The sequence below is a fragment of the Paraburkholderia sp. BL10I2N1 genome, from assembly GCF_004361815.1.
GTDB lineage: Bacteria > Pseudomonadota > Gammaproteobacteria > Burkholderiales > Burkholderiaceae > Paraburkholderia.
The window spans coordinates 3175444-3194084 of sequence record NZ_SNWA01000001.1 but is presented as its reverse complement, the minus strand read 5'-3'; the positions used below and the strand labels follow the sequence as shown (position 1 = coordinate 3194084).

General features: G+C 62.1%; 17 protein-coding genes, 1 tRNA gene and 1 pseudogene. 7 read left to right on the top strand and 12 right to left on the bottom strand.

What is annotated here, in order from left to right:
• The first annotated feature begins 91 nt into the window (after positions 1 to 91).
• Entirely contained in the window at positions 92 to 883 is a 792-nt protein-coding gene (gene fabI / locus B0G77_RS14870; protein ID WP_133662811.1) for an enoyl-ACP reductase FabI, read from the top strand.
• 105 nt (positions 884 to 988) lie between these two features.
• Here fabI and B0G77_RS14865 read toward each other — a convergent pair whose 3' ends face one another.
• From B0G77_RS14865 to cysS, 10 genes and pseudogenes are all read right to left on the bottom strand, one after another.
• Complete coding sequence (locus B0G77_RS14865; protein ID WP_133662810.1) at positions 989 to 1351, bottom strand: hypothetical protein; 363 nt, start codon at positions 1349 to 1351, stop codon at positions 989 to 991.
• A 184-nt stretch (positions 1352 to 1535) separates the two neighbouring features.
• The gene (locus B0G77_RS14860) at positions 1536 to 2642 is read right to left on the bottom strand and encodes a PHB depolymerase family esterase (protein ID WP_133662809.1); all 1107 of its coding nucleotides are present in this window, start codon (positions 2640 to 2642) and stop codon (positions 1536 to 1538) included.
• A gap of 71 nt (positions 2643 to 2713) precedes the next feature.
• Entirely contained in the window at positions 2714 to 3139 is a 426-nt protein-coding gene (locus tag B0G77_RS14855; protein ID WP_133662808.1) for a CopG family transcriptional regulator, read from the bottom strand.
• Between the two features lie 327 nt (positions 3140 to 3466).
• Positions 3467 to 3752 (bottom strand): annotated as a pseudogene (locus B0G77_RS14850) (AI-2E family transporter); the annotation flags it as partial.
• Positions 3753 to 4050: 298 nt separating this feature from the next.
• Positions 4051 to 4144: transfer RNA gene (locus B0G77_RS14845), tRNA-Ser, on the bottom strand.
• Between the two features lie 160 nt (positions 4145 to 4304).
• On the bottom strand, positions 4305 to 5555 hold the full coding sequence (locus B0G77_RS14840) for an aspartate kinase (RefSeq protein ID WP_133662807.1): 1251 nt from the start codon (positions 5553 to 5555) through the stop codon (positions 4305 to 4307).
• Positions 5556 to 5916: 361 nt separating this feature from the next.
• Positions 5917 to 7341 (bottom strand): tRNA lysidine(34) synthetase TilS, encoded by a 1425-nt coding sequence (gene tilS, locus B0G77_RS14835; RefSeq protein ID WP_133662806.1) that lies wholly within the window; start codon positions 7339 to 7341, stop codon positions 5917 to 5919.
• Positions 7342 to 7381: 40 nt separating this feature from the next.
• Entirely contained in the window at positions 7382 to 8353 is a 972-nt protein-coding gene (locus tag B0G77_RS14830) for an acetyl-CoA carboxylase carboxyltransferase subunit alpha (RefSeq protein ID WP_133662805.1), read from the bottom strand.
• Between the two features lie 115 nt (positions 8354 to 8468).
• Positions 8469 to 9473 carry a DNA-3-methyladenine glycosylase gene (locus B0G77_RS14825; RefSeq protein ID WP_133662804.1) on the bottom strand — a complete coding sequence of 335 codons (1005 nt, stop codon included), beginning with the start codon at positions 9471 to 9473 and terminating at the stop codon, positions 8469 to 8471.
• A 47-nt stretch (positions 9474 to 9520) separates the two neighbouring features.
• Entirely contained in the window at positions 9521 to 10918 is a 1398-nt protein-coding gene (gene cysS / locus B0G77_RS14820) for a cysteine--tRNA ligase (RefSeq protein WP_133662803.1), read from the bottom strand.
• Positions 10919 to 11150: 232 nt separating this feature from the next.
• Here cysS and B0G77_RS14815 point away from each other — a divergent pair, with 232 nt between their 5' ends.
• The 4 genes from B0G77_RS14815 to B0G77_RS14800 all read left to right on the top strand — a co-directional run bounded on the left by B0G77_RS14815 (position 11151) and on the right by B0G77_RS14800 (position 13984).
• Positions 11151 to 11858, top strand: a complete 708-nt coding sequence (locus B0G77_RS14815) for a tetratricopeptide repeat protein (RefSeq protein ID WP_133662802.1) — start codon at positions 11151 to 11153, stop codon at positions 11856 to 11858.
• 43 nt (positions 11859 to 11901) lie between these two features.
• The gene (locus B0G77_RS14810; RefSeq protein ID WP_133662801.1) at positions 11902 to 12483 is read left to right on the top strand and encodes a peptidylprolyl isomerase; all 582 of its coding nucleotides are present in this window, start codon (positions 11902 to 11904) and stop codon (positions 12481 to 12483) included.
• Positions 12484 to 12555: 72 nt separating this feature from the next.
• Positions 12556 to 13050, top strand: coding sequence for a peptidylprolyl isomerase (locus B0G77_RS14805; RefSeq protein ID WP_133662800.1), 495 nt, complete (start codon positions 12556 to 12558; stop codon positions 13048 to 13050).
• Positions 13051 to 13159: 109 nt separating this feature from the next.
• On the top strand, positions 13160 to 13984 hold the full coding sequence (locus B0G77_RS14800; protein WP_133662799.1) for a UDP-2,3-diacylglucosamine diphosphatase: 825 nt from the start codon (positions 13160 to 13162) through the stop codon (positions 13982 to 13984).
• A gap of 71 nt (positions 13985 to 14055) precedes the next feature.
• Here B0G77_RS14800 and cysE read toward each other — a convergent pair whose 3' ends face one another.
• Both cysE and B0G77_RS14790 read right to left on the bottom strand, forming a co-directional pair.
• On the bottom strand, positions 14056 to 14838 hold the full coding sequence (cysE, locus tag B0G77_RS14795; protein WP_133662798.1) for a serine O-acetyltransferase: 783 nt from the start codon (positions 14836 to 14838) through the stop codon (positions 14056 to 14058).
• A 224-nt stretch (positions 14839 to 15062) separates the two neighbouring features.
• Positions 15063 to 15824, bottom strand: coding sequence for an RNA methyltransferase (locus B0G77_RS14790; RefSeq protein WP_243751129.1), 762 nt, complete (start codon positions 15822 to 15824; stop codon positions 15063 to 15065).
• Positions 15825 to 16178: 354 nt separating this feature from the next.
• Between B0G77_RS14790 and B0G77_RS14785 the strand changes: the two genes are divergently transcribed.
• The gene (locus tag B0G77_RS14785; protein WP_133662796.1) at positions 16179 to 16982 is read left to right on the top strand and encodes an inositol monophosphatase family protein; all 804 of its coding nucleotides are present in this window, start codon (positions 16179 to 16181) and stop codon (positions 16980 to 16982) included.
• A 198-nt stretch (positions 16983 to 17180) separates the two neighbouring features.
• Entirely contained in the window at positions 17181 to 18479 is a 1299-nt protein-coding gene (gene lplT, locus B0G77_RS14780; RefSeq protein WP_133664151.1) for a lysophospholipid transporter LplT, read from the top strand.
• Positions 18480 to 18641 lie beyond the last annotated feature (162 nt).

Here is an 18641-nt window from a genome sequence, read left to right as displayed (position 1 = left end):
TGGCGGTTGCAATATGAGAGAATTCTACCCAATAATCCCGCGCGAACCCGCACGTCAGACGTCGCGGCGCGCAGACTTCATTGGAGATTTCATGGGCTTTCTCGCTGGTAAACGAATCCTGCTGACCGGCCTGCTGTCGAACCGTTCGATTGCGTACGGTATCGCGCAGGCTTGCAAACGCGAAGGCGCCGAACTGGCCTTCACCTATGTTGGCGACCGCTTCAAGGATCGCATCACCGAATTCGCCACCGAGTTCGGCAGCAACCTGATATTCCCGTGCGACGTCGCCGACGACGCGCAGATCGACGCACTCTTCTCTTCGCTGAAGGAACACTGGGATAGCCTCGACGGCCTCGTCCATTCGATCGGCTTTGCGCCGCGCGAGGCTATCGCCGGCGACTTCCTCGACGGCATGACGCGCGAAAACTTCCGCATCGCGCATGACATCTCCGCATACAGCTTCCCCGCGCTCGCCAAGGCAGCGCTGCCGATGCTGTCGAAAGATGCAGCCCTTCTCACGCTCAGCTACCTCGGCGCAGAGAAAGCCATCCCGAACTACAACACCATGGGTCTCGCAAAAGCATCGCTCGAGGCGAGCGTGCGTTATCTGGCGGTGTCGCTGGGTGGTCGCGGCATTCGCGTGAACGGCATTTCCGCCGGCCCGATCAAGACGCTCGCGGCAAGCGGCATCAAGGGCTTCAGCAAGATCCTCGAATTCGTCGAAAACAACGCGCCGCTCAAGCGGAATGTGACGATCGAACAGGTCGGCAATACGGCCGCGTTCCTGCTGTCGGATCTGGCGGGAGGTGTATCCGCCGAGATCGTGCACGTCGACAGTGGCTTCAGCCAGGTGGTCGGCGGCATGGCCGGCATCGGCGAGTAACGTTCACGGGCGACGCCTGAAAGCGTTATCCCGGCTCGTTGCGCACGCAACAAAAAAAGAGCCGCCCGGTTGGGCGGCTCTTTTTTGTTTCCGGATATTACTTTTTCAATGCCAGCCGCCGTGACGACCGTTGTCGTGGTACCCGCGATCGTAATGACCCGGATGATGGCGGTACCAGTCGTCACGGGCCCAATAGCGACGACCGTCCCAGTAGCGGTCGCCGTGCCAGCCAATCACGATCGCCGGGCCGCCATAGACAGGGGCTCCGTAGACAGGGGCTCCGTACACCGGCGCGGGTTGATAGACGACGGGCGGCGGAGGCGGCGGCGCGTAGACGGGCGGCGGCGCGACGTAGACGGGAGCTGGAATGCCGATGTTCACACCGACGCTCACTCCGGCCATTGCCGCGCCCGACGCGCCAATCGCCAGCGCACCGACCAGAAACGGAACAAGACGAGCGACCTTCATGGATTCACCTTTTAGCGAGTGGGTTTTGCTGGCGGGAATATAACGTAAGGCGGTGAATCGCGCATTTCAACTTTGTAATAACTGATGCACAAGATCGCAACTTGAGACCACCGTTACGTGTGTTTACACGACTGGCCAATCGGATAACGCCATAGTGCGCCGGAAAAGTGCCAGATCGCGATATTCACTTAAGCATAGGATGCGAGAGGAAAAAGCGCATCATCTCGGCGCTCGCATCCGGACCCCTCGCATCCGTGTAACTACCGCGCCCGCTTCCGCCGGACCATGCATGCGGCGCTCCGTGGATGATCCACAGTTCGGCTTCGACGCCATCGGCTGAAATCCGCCGCTCGACGGTATGGGCACGTTCATCCGGTTTCCTGCGACGCACTTGAGCATTGCTGTCGATCGTTGCATGCGCATCGAAACCCTGCAGTATGCGCAGCGCGTTCGACACGTGCACGGTCGCGTCGGCATCGCCGTGAAAGACAATCAGAGGACGCTTCGGCGCTTCGCCTACGTGACCGGCGTCATGCCTGTCTGCGCCGCGGCCCACTCGCGCACCGCGGCCGCCTTTCATCGCGGCCAGTGCGGACGGAAGATCGTGCGCGCAACCGTGCGCCAGCCCGGAATGCACGCCGGCCGCCGCGTAGAGTTCGGGATAGGCGCGGATCATGATCGCCGCCATCGCGCCCCCCGCCGACATGCCCGTGACGTACACGCGTGACGGATCGACTGCGTAGTCCGCCATGATCTCACGCGTGATGCCCGCGATCAGCGACGGCTCTCCTGTTGCACGCTGCTGGTCGGCCGGCTTGAACCAGTTCCAGCATTTCGACGGGTTTGCACCCTGAGGCTGAACCGGATACGCGACGAGGCAACGATGCCGCTCGGCAAGCGCATTCATCTGCGTGCCGGCCGCAAAGTCGTCGGCGTCCTGGGTGCAACCGTGCAATGCCACGACCAACGGCAACGGGTCGTCGTGATAGCCGCTCGGGACGTACAGCTTGTACTGCAGCCGCCCCGCTTCGTTTGAATACGCGCGCGTGCTGAAATGGCCACGGTCTTCCACGTCGACGGATTGTTCCCGCGGTGCGTCCACGACGGGTTTCACCGGACGGAGAAAGTCGCGCAGGGTTGGCAAAGTAAATGTGTTCGCATCAGCGTCACGAACAGCGCGCTCGCCGCGCAACGCACGCTGGATCGCTTCTGTCGCCTCCAGAGGGCCGCACGTGCGTAGCAGTGTCATTGCTTCCTGCATCGAATTCAGAAAGTCTTCGTTGAGCTTCATCGTCATCGTCCGGATATCTGACTGGGGGCTGTGGGGACTGTGGGGTTGTCGCGTGAACGGCGCTGAACGGCCTAGCTGATCCGGTCAGCCAGCGCCGCCTTCACAGCGGGCGAAGCGTGAAAAGCGCCAAGGACCATGACGCTGTCGATCGTTGCCAGCGCGAGTTCCGCAGACACGTCGCTGGCAATGCTGGCGAGCCCCAGCACCTGGATGTTCAGACGCTCGTTTGCGGCGCGCACCGTTTCCAGATCGCGTCGGGTGAAATGCTGCAGGCCAAGAACCAGTGCGCGGCGCGTAACCGTTTCATGGACAACCTGCGCATGCACCGAAAGCTGGTTGCGAATTGCAGTGCGGATCAGGTCAGTGCGGTTCGAATAAAAGCCCTCTTCAACGAGCAGATCGATCTGCCCAAGATCAACCGGGCCCAGGTTGATCGTAATCTTTTCAGTCTCGCCACCCTTCGGGTGCGGTGAACCGACAAGTTTCAGTTTTTTCATTTTTCCATCCCATTACCATCTCACAGGATGGTTATAGTCTGGTTTTTGTTGTTGTGCAACGCGCAAAACAGGGGCCACAAGCGAAGGAAGTGGTCTTGAAAGTCCCGGCGTGCATACAACGCAGTCAAGTATCGGTGGGGTTTCAATCCGGTGATCAGGTGGCCACCAGGCGGCTATTCTGCGTCGGCTGGCCGCGGTTCATCGCTTGCAGATCGTGCGGCAGATGCGCACGCGCCCGCCCACCTTGCCCCGAATGGACGTGGCGTAGTGATCGGCGCTAATTGCACTCTGAAGACTCTCACTCCACCTCGCCGTGTCGCCCGCCGGCCACTCGGGGCTCGCCGCGACGGCCAGCCCCGTCGCGAGCGCGGCCGCGATCCAGATGCCGACGTATGGCACAAGTCGCGGGAGCGCGGTGAGGATGCCCACAGCAATGTGGCTTGGCACGCCGAACAAAACAGCCCCGCTCCAATCGCGAAGCCGACCCCCGGCATTCACGCCGAGTTTGTGAGACGAAGTATCGGCTGAGCCGCCGCGCAGCTTCGTCCATGAGCATCATCGTTCGATGCAGATCGCTTGCACCCAACAGGCGAATCGCGCGATCGCGCAGGTCAATCAGCGGCGCGACGAGAAAACTCAATTGGACCGCGAGTGTGATCGGGATCAGCACATCACGGGGGAAGGCGGATACGCTCATCGACCGATGCGGAGTCCGACGTACTGTCCGCTGTGACGTCTAATTTGCTATGTTTCAAACAATTCTTCGACGAAGTGAGGGCAGCAATCGCCGTGCCTCGAATCGGCGAAGCGCACAGCACCCGCGATGAAAACACGTGATCAAGATCCATTGGCCAGCCGAAAAAACAAAAACCCCGTAAGTCCGAAAACTTACGGGGTTTCGCCGCCATCGCTGGCGGAGACGGAGGGATTCGAACCCTCGATCCAGGTTTTGGCCCAGATGCTCCCTTAGCAGGGGAGTGCCTTCGACCTCTCGGCCACGTCTCCCAAACTTTCAGTCGCGCAGGGAGTCAGCGCGACAGAGCCAAGATAATAGCGGGTTCACGAAGCCAGGTCAATTTCTGAGGCACATATTTTGTGCCAGTTCGCCATTGACCCGAAGCGAAACGCGACCTTCGCTCACCCACCATGCATTCGCAGTGCGCTTTTACGCCTGATCGAGTTCGAATGCCTTGTGAAGCGCGCGCACGGCGAGCTCCATGTACTTCTCGTCGATGAGCACTGAGATCTTGATTTCAGACGTCGAAATCATCTGGATGTTGATGCCCTCTTCCGACAGCGTGCGGAACATCGTGCTCGCGATACCGACGTGCGAACGCATGCCAACGCCGACCACCGATACCTTCGACACCTTCGGATCACCCAGCACCTGCTCTGCGTTCACGTGACCCTTCACCTGGGTGGTGAGGATATCCATTGCGCGCTGATAGTCGCCGCGGCCAACCGTGAACGTGAACGCCGTCTTGCCCTCGACGCTCTGGTTCTGGATGATCATGTCGACATCGATGTTCGCATCCGCCACCGGGCCAAGAATCTGATACGCGATGCCCGGCTTGTCGGGCACACCCATCACGGCGATGCGGGCCTCGTCGCGCTGGAACGCGATACCCGAGATGACTGCTTTTTCCATGGTCTCGTCTTCTTCAAAAGTAATCAGGGTGCCCGAGCTCATTTCGACGTCGAGCGACATCAGCGGATCCGTCAGGCTCGACAATACGCGCGTCTTCACCTGATATTTGCCGGCGAATTCCACCGAGCGGATCTGTAGAACCTTCGAGCCCAGGCTGGCCATTTCCAGCATCTCTTCGAACGTCACGTGGTCGAGACGGCGCGCCTCTTCGACCACGCGCGGATCGGTCGTATAAACGCCGTCGACGTCCGTGTAAATGAGGCACTCATCCGCTTTCAGCGCGGCAGCCACGGCCACTGCCGAAGTGTCCGAACCGCCACGGCCGAGCGTCGTGATGTGGCCTTCCGGATCAATGCCCTGGAAGCCCGTGATCACCACGACCTTGCCGGCGTCGAGATCGCGCAGCACGCGCTCGCCGTCGATGTCGCTGATGCGTGCCTTGGTGAATGCGCTATCGGTTTTCACCGGCACTTGCCAGCCGGCGTAGCTGACCGCGTCGACGCCTGCTTCCTGCAGTGCAATCGAAAGAAGACCGACGCTGACCTGCTCGCCTGTGGACGCGATCATGTCGAGTTCGCGCGGATCCGGCTGGGCGGAAATTTCTTTCGCGAGGCCGAGCAGACGATTCGTTTCGCCGGACATCGCCGAGGGCACGACGACCATCTTGTGGCCGGCCTGGTGCCATTTGGCGACGCGCTTCGCGACGTTCTTGATGCGCTCGACCGAGCCCATCGAGGTGCCGCCGTATTTATGTACGATGAGTGCCATTGTCGTTCTGAACTGGAGGAGTAACCGCGCTGGGCGCGCTGGAGACGACCGCACAACAGGCAACGTTCGGGAACACGACGAAGTGTGGCGGCGTAGATGCAGCGCGCGTGCAGCACGCGCGGAATTTGCCCGTACCTGGCGGAAACGGACGATTGCGAGCGGGGTGCTGCCGGCAACCGGATCCGGGAATGACCGGGATTGCGATAAAAACACGGCAAAACCTGATCGGGCAAACAGGTAAACGTACCCGATCAGAGGCGAAAAGACAAGCCAAAATCCTGTAGCGGAACGACGTAGACGCTTGAGTGCAAAGGATTTGCCCGCTACGTCAGGTTAACGGAGAAGCTGGCCGACCGGCCGGTCAGGCAATCAGCAGATCGGGACGCCAGTCGATCCGAAAATACCGCGAAGCGACGGAATGCAGCGTCTCGCGCGTTGCAGTCGCCTCGCGATTCACGCCGAGAAACGGCACGAACAACAGATCGCCTCCGACGAAGACGAGCGGCACATCGCGCTTCCATGCCGGCACGCCGCGTTCCTGAAAGAGGTTTTTCAGTGTGCGGCTCGGTGCACCCGGATCGACCCGCATCCGCTCGCCGCCGCTGCGCGAGCGCGCGTGCAAAGGAGCACAGGTGAGCACCGCTTCGGAGATCGCATCGGGATCGTCCGCCGGCACCTCGGCGAACACCAGCGTGCCGCGCCATTGCGGCAATCGCCAGATCGAGTCGCCGTGCCATGTCAATTCGCTGGCAGGTCGCGATTCAAGAGCGGTTTCGTCGATGGGATCGGCGCTGTCGCCGGCTTCCCAGAATATCTCGCCGCGATAGCTGCGCAGACACTGCCCCGCGTGGTCGACGCGCATGCCGTGATCGTCGTCCGCGTCGCGCAGTTGACGCAACGCATCGGTCAGGCGCGCCGTCGATGCGGCCGGCAAGCCGAGCGTGCGCATCCAGTAGCGCAGCAGATTGAGCGCGCGCTCGTCGTTGAGCGCGAGCAATGAATCGCGCGCCAGTGCGCGGCCTTCGTCGCGCGCCGCCACCTGCATGTCGATCCGGGCGAGATCGTCGAGCAGGCGTTGAGCCGCTGCGGCATGACTGGCGGTACGTGCGAGCGCGTCCCGAAAGCCAGGGAAGTGAACAGCCAGTTCGGGCAGTACGTCGTGGCGTAACGCGTTGCGCGCGTAACGGGTATCGGCGTTCGACTCATCCTCGATCCAGCGCAGGTCACGCGCATGTGCATAGTGCTCGAGCTGGGCGCGCAGCACGTGCAATAGCGGCCGTGTGCGCGATACCGCTGCACCGGGCGCCAGCCGTTCAGGCGCCATGGCCGCCAGGCCCGCGAGCCCCGCTCCGCGCAGCAATTGCAGGAGCACCGTTTCTGCCTGGTCATCCGCGTGCTGTGCGAGCCACAAGGTCATGACGCCGTGCTGCACGCACATGGCATCGAGCGCGCGATAGCGCGCATCGCGCGCCGCCGCTTCGACGCTCATCCCCGGCTCACGCGGTACGTCGACATGATGGGCCGCGAATCCGACACCGCGCTCACGCGCAAACGCCTCACATTGCGCGAGCCACGCGTCCGCGTTCGGACTCAACCCATGATGAATGTGCAGCGCCACGCAACGCGCGGCGCCACCCACGCGCACCGCGGCATCGAGGAGCGCCATCGAATCAAGGCCGCCACTGAACGCCACCGCTACGCGCGCGTCGGCGGGAAGCGATGCAAACGCCGCGCCGACCGCGTCGAGAACGAGGTGGTCGGCGGGGTTATCAGAGGAAGTAGTCACGGCGAAGAGGCGCAATGCGCCCAGGCAATCGTACGCCGGCTCATGCGCCGGGCGTCGTTTCCTTGAACCTGCCGTACGACATCAGCCGTTCGAAGCGGCGTTGGCGCAGGTCCTGAATGCTCATGCCCTGAAACTGGCGTAGCGTGTCGGCCAGCGCACGACGCAGCATCGCGGCCATGCCCTTCGGATCGCGGTGCGCGCCGCCGAGCGGTTCGTTGACGATCTTGTCGATGAGGCCAAGCGCCTTCAGACGATGCGCGGTCAGACCCAGCGCTTCAGCCGCTTCCGGCGCCTTCGCCGCGCTCTTCCACAAAATCGACGCGCAACCTTCCGGCGAGATCACTGAATAGGTCGAGAACTGCAGCATCAGCACGCTATCGCCCACTGCGATGGCGAGCGCGCCGCCGGAGCCGCCTTCACCGATGATCGTCGCGATGATCGGCGTCTTCAGTTCGGCCATCACATACAGATTGCGGCCAATCGCTTCCGACTGGCCGCGCTCTTCCGCGCCGATGCCCGGGTACGCGCCCGGCGTATCGATGAACGTGAAGATCGGCAAACCGAATTTCTCGGCGAGGCGCATCAGACGTTCAGCCTTACGATAACCCTCGGGACGCGGCATCCCGAAATTGCGAAGCGCCCGCTCCTTGGTGTCGCGGCCCTTCTGATGGCCGATCACCATACACGGCTGTCCGTTGAAACGCGCAAGGCCGCCGACGATCGACAGATCGTCCGCGTACGAGCGGTCGCCATGCAGTTCGTGGAAATCGGTAAACAGTTCGTTCACGTAGTCGAACGTGTACGGGCGCTGCGGATGGCGCGCGATCTGCGATACCTGCCACGGAGTCAGGTTCGCATACAGGTCTTTAGTGAGTTGCTGGCTCTTCTTCGACAGCCGCTCGATCTCTTCCGAAATATCGACGGCCGAATCGTCCTGCACGAAGCGCAATTCTTCGATCTTTGCTTCGAGTTCAGCGATTGGCTGTTCGAAATCCAGAAACGTGGTTTTCATTGGTTGTAATCCTTGGACTTACCGGCAGCGCGTATTCTAACCGCGCCCGCCCTTGTCAAAACCGCGTCTCAGCTATCGACGTCGACATTCCGATAGCCGAGGACGGTATCGCATTTTAGTAATCGACCGGCAACGGATCGAGGCTACGCCACATATACCAGGTTGCAACGGTGCGCCACGGTTCCCAGTTTGCTGCGACTTCCCGTGCCTCGCTGCGCGTAACCGGTTCGCCACTGAAATAATTGACGCTGATCGCGCGGATCAGGCCGAGATCGTCAAGCGGTAGTACATCGGGGCGCGACAGATTGAAGATCAGGAACATCTCCGCCGTCCACCGGCCGATGCCGCGAATCTGCGTCAACTCGGCAATGACCGCCTCGTCTTCCATTGACTCCCATTTGCCGACATGCAGCGCACCCGACACGAAGTGCTCGGCGAGATCGAGAATGTACTCGGACTTGCGCTTCGACAGACCGCACGCCATCAGCTTGTCCTGACCCAGCTTGATGAACTGTTGCGGCACGAGCTTCGGACATGCGCTTTCGACGCGCTGCCATACAGCCTGCGCAGCAGCCACCGAAATCTGCTGGCCGACCACCGAACGCGCAAGTGTCACGAACGGATCGCCGCGGCTGAGCAGATGCACCGGGCCGAATTTCGGAATCAACTTCTTCAGAATGCGGTCGCGCCTGACGAGATCGGCGCACGCCTTGTCCCAGTATGGCGGGCGCGTGACGGCCGGCGTCAGTCCGCCGATCTGCACCGGGACGGCGACTTCCGTCGACGTCGATGCGCGTGTCTTGCGCACGACTTCGCCCTCATGCAGCGTGTCGCGCGCGAGTTGCTGCAGGTCGTCAGCGAGCTCGATCGGCAACTCGCCGTTGCCCTTGAGACGCGACTTGCGCGCCGGCTTCGCCACCTTCTGCGGCTGATGCGACTTGCCGTTCAGAACGCGCCTGGCCGGGCCCTTCTTCGCTGCCGTGGCGCCCGCCTTGCCCGCCGCACTGGCGGCCTTGAGCGAGGGTGTTGCAGTATTGCGTGCGCGCGTCGTTTTCACTGCGACTGTCGCGCCTGTCTGAGACGCGGCCCGTTTAGCCGGCGTCTTCGTGGCCGTTGCCATCCTGCCTCCTGCCTGGCGAGTCGATCAGTGGGAAGTTCGGTGCGCGCTCATACTCGGCGCCACTCGGTCAACCCGCCCGGTTTGTCTTCAAGTGCAACACCGGCTTCGAGCAACTCGGCCCGGATCCGGTCTGCTTCGGCATAGTTCTTTGCCTGCTTGGCCGCGACGCGCTGCGCGATCTTCGCTTCGATCCCGGCCGCGTCGAGCGCGCCTTCGTTCGCGCTACCCGCAGCCTGCTGCAGATACGCACGCGGCTCGCGGCCCAGAAGGCCGAGCAAACGCCCGAGCGCACGCAATTGTCGTGCGAGCGCGGCGTCGCGCGTGCGATTGACTTCGCTCGCCAGTTCGAACAGCACAGACACCGCGACAGGCGTGTTGAAGTCATCATTCATCGCAACCTGGAAGCGTTGCGCGTGCGCTTCGTTCCAGTCGAGTTCGGCATCGTCCGGCGTCACGTCTTTCAATGCGGTGTAAAGGCGCGTCAGCGCGCTGCGCGCATCGTCGAGGTGCATATCGCTATAGTTCAGCGGCGAACGGTAGTGCGCACGGGCAATGAAAAACCGCACCACCTCGGCGTCGAAATTCGCGAGCACTTCGCGGATCGTGAAGAAGTTGCCGAGCGACTTCGACATCTTCTCATTGTCGATCTGCACGTAGCCGTTGTGCATCCAGTAATTCACAAATGTTTGACCGGTCGCACCTTCGCTCTGCGCGATTTCATTTTCGTGGTGCGGAAACTGCAGGTCCTGGCCGCCGCCGTGAATGTCGAAGGTATCGCCGAGCAACGTGCAGCCCATCGCCGAGCATTCAATATGCCAGCCCGGACGGCCGCGACCGTACTGCGAATCCCAGCCGGTGTCGGCAGGCTCTTCCGGTTTGGCCTGCTTCCACAGCACGAAGTCGAGCAGATCCTGCTTCGCTTCGTTGGCCGCGACGCGTTCGCCCGCGCGCAGGTCTTCGAGCGACTTGCCCGACAGCTTTCCGTAGTTCGCAAACTTCCGCACCGCGTAGTTCACGTCGCCATCCGTTGCCTGATATGCGTAGCCGTTCGCTTCCAGCTTCCCGATCATGCCGAGCATCTGCGGAATGAAATCGGTCGCGCGCGGTTCGATGTCGGGCCGCTCGATACCGAGGGCGTCCGCATCTTCATGCAGCGCGGCGATGAAACGATCGGTAAGCGACTTGATTGTCTCGCCGTTTTCCACTGCGCGTCGAATGATCTTGTCGTCGATATCGGTGATGTTGCGCACATATGTGACGCGATAACCGAGCGTACGCAGCCACCGCTGCACGATATCGAACACCACCATGACACGCGCGTGGCCGACGTGACAGTAGTCGTACACCGTCATCCCGCAGACGTACATACGTACGACGCCTGGCTCAAGCGGCACGAAAGATTGCTTGTCACGCGCGAGCGTGTTGTAGATGCGCAGAGATTCCATAGAGACGATGCGTGGGCCGAAAGAAATCCGCATTGTGTTACGTGCATGCTGCGCGCCTTCGCGGTTCACGCGGGGAACGGCATGTACAGCAAAACCGGTACACCTGGTGCGGCGGTCAGGCTGCATTCAAGGCGGAGACGACCACGAGTGGCGAAAAGACAGTCTGTGGTTCGACGGAACGCGCAGACCTTTTGTTAGAATGGGTCGGAGTATAACACCCTGACCTTAGCCTATGAAACCTTCCAGCGGCCGCGCGCGACGCGCTGCGACCCTCGCCGCATCAACCCTTTGCGGCGTCGCCTTCATGGTACTGGCGGGACCCGCCGTGCATGCGCAGGTCACGGCCGTGGCCGACGGCACGCCGCAGATCGACTCGGCCATCGCCCAGAAAGACTGGGCCGGCGCACTGAAGCAACTCGACGAGCGCATCGCCGCGAATCCGCGCGACGTGCAGGCGAAGTTCAAGCGCGGCACGGTGCTTGCGCGCCTGAACCGCGACGACGAAGCCATCGCCGCCTTCACTGAACTCACCCAGGCATTCCCGGAACTGCCGGAACCCTACAACAATCTTGCTGCGCTCTTTGCGAAAGAAGGCCGTCTGCCTGAAGCGCGCGCCGCCCTCGAAACCGCCACGCGGGTCAATCCGAACTATGGCCTCGCGTGGGAGAATCTCGGTGACGTGTACCTTCGCCTCGCAGCCGAATCGTATCGGCGGGCGCAGTCGACAGGACACGTGAGCGCCACGACACAGCAGCGCCTCGCCGATATCCAGAAAATCGTTTCGCCGCCGAAGAACGGCAAGCCAGCGCCCAAACCCGTGGCTGCTGTCGACGGCTCCACTACGCGCGCCATCCCGAACGTGACGGAAAGCCCGAACTTCCAGTTCGGTGGCGCAACCGGCTCACTGGCGACTCCGCCGTACACCGCGCCCTCGAAATAGACGCGCAATCCGCGAACCCGTTTTTTCCACCCAGAGGATTTTCATGAAATGGTTGATGTTGGCGCTCGGCAGCGCCTCCCTGATCGCGAACGCGCCCGTTTTTGCCCAGTCCGCGCCACAGGCCGCGCATCCGTCCGTCCTCTTCAAGACATCGGAAGGCGACATCCGCGTCGAGTTGTATCCTGAGAAAGCGCCGAAGACGGTCGCGAACTTCCTCGACTACGTGAAATCCGGCCAGTACAGCGGCACGATCTTCCATCGTGTAATTCCAGGTTTCATGATCCAGGGCGGCGGCTACACAACCAGCTTCGCCGAGAAGCCGACGCGCGCGCCGATTCCGCTCGAGAGCCGCACTGGCCTGAAGAACACCACTGGCACGATTGCGATGGCACGCACGAGCGATCCGAATTCGGCAACCGCACAGTTCTTCATCAACACCGTCGACAACGCCGGCCTCGATTACCCGAATCCGGACGGCAACGGTTATGCCGTGTTCGGCAAGGTCACGTCGGGCATGGATGTCGTGAAGAAGATCGAAGGTACGCCCACGACGAACCGCGGCCCGATGGGCGACGTGCCGCAAAAACAGATCGTGATCGAGTCGGCAACCATCGTCAGCAAATAAGCGCGCCCCGGCGCGGACCGGTCGTTTCGCCATCCGCGCCCTCCACTCACCTGTCAGTCAAAAGGATCCATCATGGTCGAACTGCATACGAACCACGGCGTCATCAAGATCGAACTGGACGCCGAAAAAGCGCCGAAGTCGGTTGAGAACTTTCTCAACTATGTGAAGGCCGGTCATTATGACAACACGGTGTTCCACCGTGTCATCGACGGCTTCATGATCCAGGGCGGCGGTTTCGAGCCGGGCATGAAGCAGAAGCCGACCGATGCACCGATCACGAATGAAGCGAATAATGGCCTGAAGAACGTCAAGGGCTCGCTCGCGATGGCACGCACGAACGACCCGCACTCGGCAACCGCCCAGTTCTTCATCAACGTGAACGACAACGACTTCCTGAACCACTCGTCGCCGACGCCGCAGGGCTGGGGCTACGCGGTGTTCGGCAAGGTCGTCGAAGGTCTCGACGTCATCGACGCCATCCGGAAGGTGAAGACGGGTTCGAAGGGCTTCCATCAGGATGTGCCCGTCGACGACGTAATCATCGAAAAAGCGATTATTGTCGAGTAATCATAGTATCGAATCACCCGGTTGTTCCGCCGGCCGCCCAGGTTTGCTGAACAACCGGTGAGGCAAAATCAACTACCCGGATAACGCTGCACCATAACAGGCACCTTCAATGCTGCAAGAAACGCCGCTGCGAAGCGTCGCTGCGGGCGTGCCTGGCGAGGGCAAACGCCCACACGCCGCGCGCCCGTTTTTTTTCCTCTCCGATCTTCATCTGAGCGAGGCGATTCCGCGCACGGTCGCCGCGTTCGAGCACTTCATCCGGTTCACGGCTGAGCAGGCCGATTCGGTTTTCATTCTCGGCGACCTGTTCGAGTACTGGATCGGCGACGACATGCTGGCCGAGCCGTTCGTCGCGCGCATGACCGCGCTGCTGCATACCCTGTCGGAACGCGGTATCGCGCTCTACATCATGCACGGCAACCGGGACTTTCTGCTCGGCAAACGCTTCATGAAAGCGGCCGGCGCAATCTGGCTGCCCGACCCCTATGTGATCACGGCTTTTGGCACGCGCGTCGCGGTCGCACACGGCGATGGGCTTTGCACGGCCGATCGTGGGTATCAGCTGTTTCGCCGGTTTGCGCGCAACCGCGCCATGCAGTTGCTGTTTCTGGCGTGGCCGTACAGATGGCGCCGCGCGTTGGCCGAACGGATGCGTTCAGCCAGCGAGGAAGGTCGCATGCGCCCGGTATCGCCAAAGTATGACGTGACCCGCGAGGGCGTGGCAAAGCTGTTCAGGAAGACTCGCACGGCGACGATGATTCACGGTCATACGCACCGCCCCGCACGCCACAAGGAAACTGACGGCACGCGCTGGGTGCTGCCGGACTGGGACCTCGATCATGGCGAGCGACGCGGCGGCTATCTACGCATCGACGCCGAGGGCATCAAGACCTTGCCGCTGGACTGGAGTCCGCTCTTCCGCTCCGGGGGATAAAACGCGGGTACGCAGAATATGCGCCGTCAACGCGACGACACACCCACAGGGCACCGACCCAGCCGGCGCGCTCAACTCTCCGTAACCTTCCCTTCAATCGCCGCTGACAGCCTGCGCAGATCGACCAGCGCCGCATCCGCGCCGTGCAGCGCGTCGAGGCTCGCCCCGAGGCGCTCGAGCGCGGCGACCACTTCGTCGATACGTTGCGTCTGGGTCGCCGCATGATCGATCAAACCGTGAATCGCCAGCGATACCGGATCGTCCGCATTCGGCGTGATGCCGTACGCGCAAAAGGCGGTGCGCCCGGGTACCGGCTTTGCTGCTTCGCCGCTCGCTGCAGCCGGCGCGATGATCCGCGCGGGATTGCCGACCGCCGTGCCGCCCGCCGGCACCGGCTTGACGACCACGGCATTCGAGCCGATCTTCGCTTCTGCGCCGATCGTGAAACCACCCAGCACCTTCGCACCCGCACCGACGATCACGCCACGTTCGAGCGTCGGGTGCCGTTTTGCGCCGCGCGTGAGCGACGTGCCGCCGAGCGTCACGCCCTGGTAGATCGTGCAGTCATCGCCGATCTCGGCCGTCTCTCCCACGACGACGCCCATGCCGTGATCGATGAACACGCGCCGCCCGACAGTTGCACCCGGATGAATCTCGATGCCGGTTAGAAAGCGCGCCATCTGAGAGACGAACCGCGCGATCCAGCGATGCTTCGCCTGCCAGCACGCGTGCGCAAAGCGGTGCAGCACGAGCGCGTGCAGACCCGGATAACACGTGAGGACTTCCCAGGCGCTGCGGGCGGCGGGGTCGCGCTCGCGGATCGTGGCGATGTCTTCGCGAAGTCTCGTGAACATGGCAATCAGGCTGACGTGGGGGTAAACCGTCGCGGCCGGACACCGGCATCGACGGGCTGCTTGCAAAAACGCGGTTTCGCAGCTTTGCTTATGACGTTTGAGGGATTGTAGGTGGATTGCGCAAAAGCTGCCTGGATGCCCTCGTTCCCGGCAAGGTCGTCGCAGGCGGCAGGCGCACGACGCACCGCGAAGGCCCGCGACGGCAGCAATGGCCGCCAGAGGCCCTACTTTTCCTGGGGCTTCACCTTCAGCAGGATGTGTTTGGCGATGCCGCGCACGATGTTGACTTCCTCACGCTCCAGCCCCGAGCGCGCGAACAGCCGTCGCAGCCGCGACATCAGTTTCTTCGGGTTGCCCGGATCGAGAAAATCCAGGGCGATCAGCGCGTTTTCCAGATGAACGTACATACGCTCGATCTCGTCGCTGGCAGCGCGCGCACTGGCAGGAGCGCCCGTCTGGAAGCCGCTGCCGCTATCGATGTGGTCAAGATAGGCCATCCGCAGTTCATACGACAGCACCTGTACAGCTTGGGCCAGGTTCAGCGAACTGTACGCAGGATTGGCAGGAATATGCGCGAGAACGCTGCAGCGCTCGACGTCTTCGTTCGCCAGGCCCGTGCGCTCGTTGCCGAACACGAGCGCGATCTCGCCGTGTGCGGCGTGTTCGCGTGCCTGCGCTCCGGCTTCGCGCGGGGCGAGTTGGGGCGGCCCGTATTCGCGCGCGCGTGCCGTCAGCGCAATCGACCAGTGCACGCCGTTCAGCGCATCGGCGAGTGAAGGAACGACGTGAGCCGACGCGAGCACGTCGTCGGCACCGCTCGCCATGGCGACGGCTTCCGGATCGTTCTGCACATTCGGGACGCGCGGCGCGACCAGCACGAGGCGCGAAAACCCCATTGTTTTCAGCGCCCGCGCCGCGGCACCGACGTTGCCCGGATGACTGGGCTCGACCAGCACGAAGCGCGTCGACGTGAAACCGCCGCGCACCGGCCCGGTGCATTCGGCAGACGTGTCGCGGGAAGAAAGAGAAGACGGATACGGTGATTCGGTCACGGATAACAATTGACGAACTGAAGAATCAATATGGTAGCCCCAACCGCCACCGGGTGATCCGGTTTTGTAAGGCAGCGCGAAAGGTGGCCGCGGCCGTTCGCCGCCGGAGCGGGCCAGACTCGGGTAAAATCAGGAGTTTCGCGCCGTCTTCGAACGTGCGCCCCGCTCTTCTTCAATTCGTCTCCGTCGACGGAACGCGTGCCTGATCCCGCTCAACGCGTACGTTCCGGTTGTTTACAGCTATTACCGGGCAGCCGCAGCGGCCGTCCGGCACAAGGATTCCGGCTCATGCATCCCATGCTCAATATCGCTGTCAAGGCCGCGCGACGCGGTGGACAGATCATCAACCGCGCATCGCTCGATCTCGACCTCGTCCAGGTCAGCAAGAAGCAGCACAACGATTTCGTCACGGAGGTCGACAAAGCGTCCGAAGCCGCGATCATCGATACGCTGAAGACCGCCTACCCCGATCACGCGATCCTCGCCGAAGAATCCGGCGAATCCGACAACGAGTCGGAATTCCTGTGGATCATCGATCCGCTCGACGGCACCACGAACTTCATCCACGGCTTCCAGTACTACTGCGTGTCGATCGCGCTGGCGCACAAGGGCATTGTTACGCAGGCCGTCGTCTACGACCCGACCCGCAACGATCTGTTCACCGCCTCGCGTGGCCGTGGTGCTTTCCTGAACGATCGACGCATCCGCGTCGGCCGCCGCGACCGTCTTGCGGACGGCCTGATCGGCACCGGCTTCCCGTTCAGGGAAAAAGACGGCCTCAAGGAATACGGACGCCTCTTCGACGACATGACCGTCGCCTGCGCAGGCCTGCGGCGCCCGGGTGCGGCCGCGCTCGATCTGGCCAACGTCGCGGCAGGCCGCATGGACGGCTTCTTCGAACAGGGTCTCAAGGCATGGGACATGGCAGCAGGCAGCCTGCTGATCACCGAAGCCGGCGGCCTCGTCGGCAATTACACGGGTGACTCGGAGTTCCTGCACGTCGGGGAAATCGTCGCGGGCAATCCGAAGATTTACGCGCAGATGGTGCCGATCCTCACCAAATACAGCCGCACAAAGCAGAAGACGGCCTGATGCTCGAACTAAAAAAGCGGCTCCGGCCGCTTTTTTGTTGTGGCTGCGTCCCCCAGTGGATGTCTCGCGGTGTCGGATGAAAGCATGGAAGGTGTATAGCCCGACGCGGCTCACGCGTTAAAGGGATAGACTGCGCCCTTCAGTCCTTCACCGCCGTCCCGCTCTCGAAGCTGCTCGTTGGGCGCTCCGCTCCGCTTCATGAAAAAAGGCTTCTACACCATCATTGCGGCACAGTTTGTGTCGTCCCTGGCCGATAACGCGCTGCTGATCGCCGCGATTGCGTTGCTCGCCGCGATCCGGTCGCCGGCCTGGATCACGCCGCTTTTGCAAATCTTTTTTACAATCTCGTACGTGCTGCTCGCGCCGTTCGTAGGCGCCTTCGCCGACGCGCTGCAAAAGCGCCACGTGATGTTCGTCTCCAACGCGCTGAAGGCGATTGGCTGCCTGATGATGATTGTGGGCGTCCATCCGATGATCGCGTATGGCGTCGTCGGTTTCGGCGCCGCCGCGTATTCGCCGGCGAAGTACGGCATCCTGACGGAACTGCTGCCGGCCGAAAAACTTGTCGCCGCGAATGCGTGGCTCGAATCGGCAACCGTGCTGTCGACGATCGTCGGCACGATGCTTGGCGGCGTCCTCATCAGCACCTATGCGACGAGGTTCGTCGCCCATGCTCACCTGCCGCTGATCCACTCGGCCGCCGATCTTGCGATGCTCGCCGTGATGATCACCTACGCGATCGCCGCGGCGATCAACGTCGGCATTCCCGATACCGGCGCGCGTTATCCGAACCGTCTTGTCGAGCCGGGCAAACTCGTCGGCGATTTTGCGCAGTGCTTCAACGTGCTGTGGGCCGACAAGCTGGCCCAGATCGCGCTCTGGGTCACGACGCTCATGTGGGGCGGCGCTGTCACGCTGCAACTGCTGGTGCTCAAATGGGCCGACGCGAACCTCGGCCTGTCGCTATCGAAAGCGGCGGTGATGCAGGGCGTCACAGGGCTGGGTATCGCGGTGGGCGCGGCGGCTGCGGCGGCATGGATCCCGTTGCGTAGTTCGCTGCGCGTGCTGCCAATCGGCATCGTGACTGGCGCAGTGGCGATCGCCATGGCGTTCTACAGCAAAGGGCTGTTCCCGGCCGGCATGGGCATCAAGATCGGGCCGTTCGTCGCGCCTGTCTATATCGTGCTCGCCTATCCACTGATGATCCTGCTCGGCGCCCTCTCGGGCTTCTTCATCGTGCCGATGAACGCGATCCTGCAGCACCGCGGCGCGACACTGCTTTCCGCCGGGCATTCGATCGCTGTCCAGAACTTCAACCAGAATCTGGCCGTGCTACTGATGCTCGGTGCCTACGCAGTGATGCTGACGGCAAAGATACCCGTGCAGTGGATCATCGTCGTGTTCGGCACCTTCATCACGTTCATGATGTGGCTGGCAAAACGCCGCGGCGCAGTGAACGCGCGCACGGTGGACATGCGCGCGCTGGTCGAAGAATAGCGCGGCGCTTCGGTAGCGCGCGCCCTGGCAATGCGGCCAGGCCATCCGGCCAGGTTCACACACGGCGCAGGCGAGTTAAACTCACGCCCTGAACACCAACGCAAGACATTCTGGATGGACACTCCAATCGCAGCAGCTAAAGAAACTGTCGAAACTGTCGAA

Excerpts from the sequence above, each read along its gene's own strand:
- fabI (WP_133662811.1), top strand. The coding sequence starts at position 92 with ATGGGCTTTCTCGCTGGTAAACGAATCCTGCTGACCGGCCTGCTGTCG.
- B0G77_RS14865 (WP_133662810.1), bottom strand. The coding sequence starts at position 1,351 with ATGAAGGTCGCTCGTCTTGTTCCGTTTCTGGTCGGTGCGCTGGCGATT.
- B0G77_RS14860 (WP_133662809.1), bottom strand. The coding sequence starts at position 2,642 with ATGAAGCTCAACGAAGACTTTCTGAATTCGATGCAGGAAGCAATGACA.
- B0G77_RS14855 (WP_133662808.1), bottom strand. The coding sequence starts at position 3,139 with ATGAAAAAACTGAAACTTGTCGGTTCACCGCACCCGAAGGGTGGCGAG.
- B0G77_RS14840 (WP_133662807.1), bottom strand. The coding sequence starts at position 5,555 with ATGGCACTCATCGTACATAAATACGGCGGCACCTCGATGGGCTCGGTC.
- B0G77_RS14830 (WP_133662805.1), bottom strand. The coding sequence starts at position 8,353 with ATGAAAACCACGTTTCTGGATTTCGAACAGCCAATCGCTGAACTCGAA.
- B0G77_RS14825 (WP_133662804.1), bottom strand. The coding sequence starts at position 9,473 with ATGGCAACGGCCACGAAGACGCCGGCTAAACGGGCCGCGTCTCAGACA.
- cysS (WP_133662803.1), bottom strand. The coding sequence starts at position 10,918 with ATGGAATCTCTGCGCATCTACAACACGCTCGCGCGTGACAAGCAATCT.
- B0G77_RS14815 (WP_133662802.1), top strand. The coding sequence starts at position 11,151 with ATGAAACCTTCCAGCGGCCGCGCGCGACGCGCTGCGACCCTCGCCGCA.
- B0G77_RS14810 (WP_133662801.1), top strand. The coding sequence starts at position 11,902 with ATGAAATGGTTGATGTTGGCGCTCGGCAGCGCCTCCCTGATCGCGAAC.
- B0G77_RS14805 (WP_133662800.1), top strand. The coding sequence starts at position 12,556 with ATGGTCGAACTGCATACGAACCACGGCGTCATCAAGATCGAACTGGAC.
- B0G77_RS14800 (WP_133662799.1), top strand. The coding sequence starts at position 13,160 with ATGCTGCAAGAAACGCCGCTGCGAAGCGTCGCTGCGGGCGTGCCTGGC.
- cysE (WP_133662798.1), bottom strand. The coding sequence starts at position 14,838 with ATGTTCACGAGACTTCGCGAAGACATCGCCACGATCCGCGAGCGCGAC.
- B0G77_RS14785 (WP_133662796.1), top strand. The coding sequence starts at position 16,179 with ATGCATCCCATGCTCAATATCGCTGTCAAGGCCGCGCGACGCGGTGGA.
- lplT (WP_133664151.1), top strand. The coding sequence starts at position 17,181 with ATGAAAAAAGGCTTCTACACCATCATTGCGGCACAGTTTGTGTCGTCC.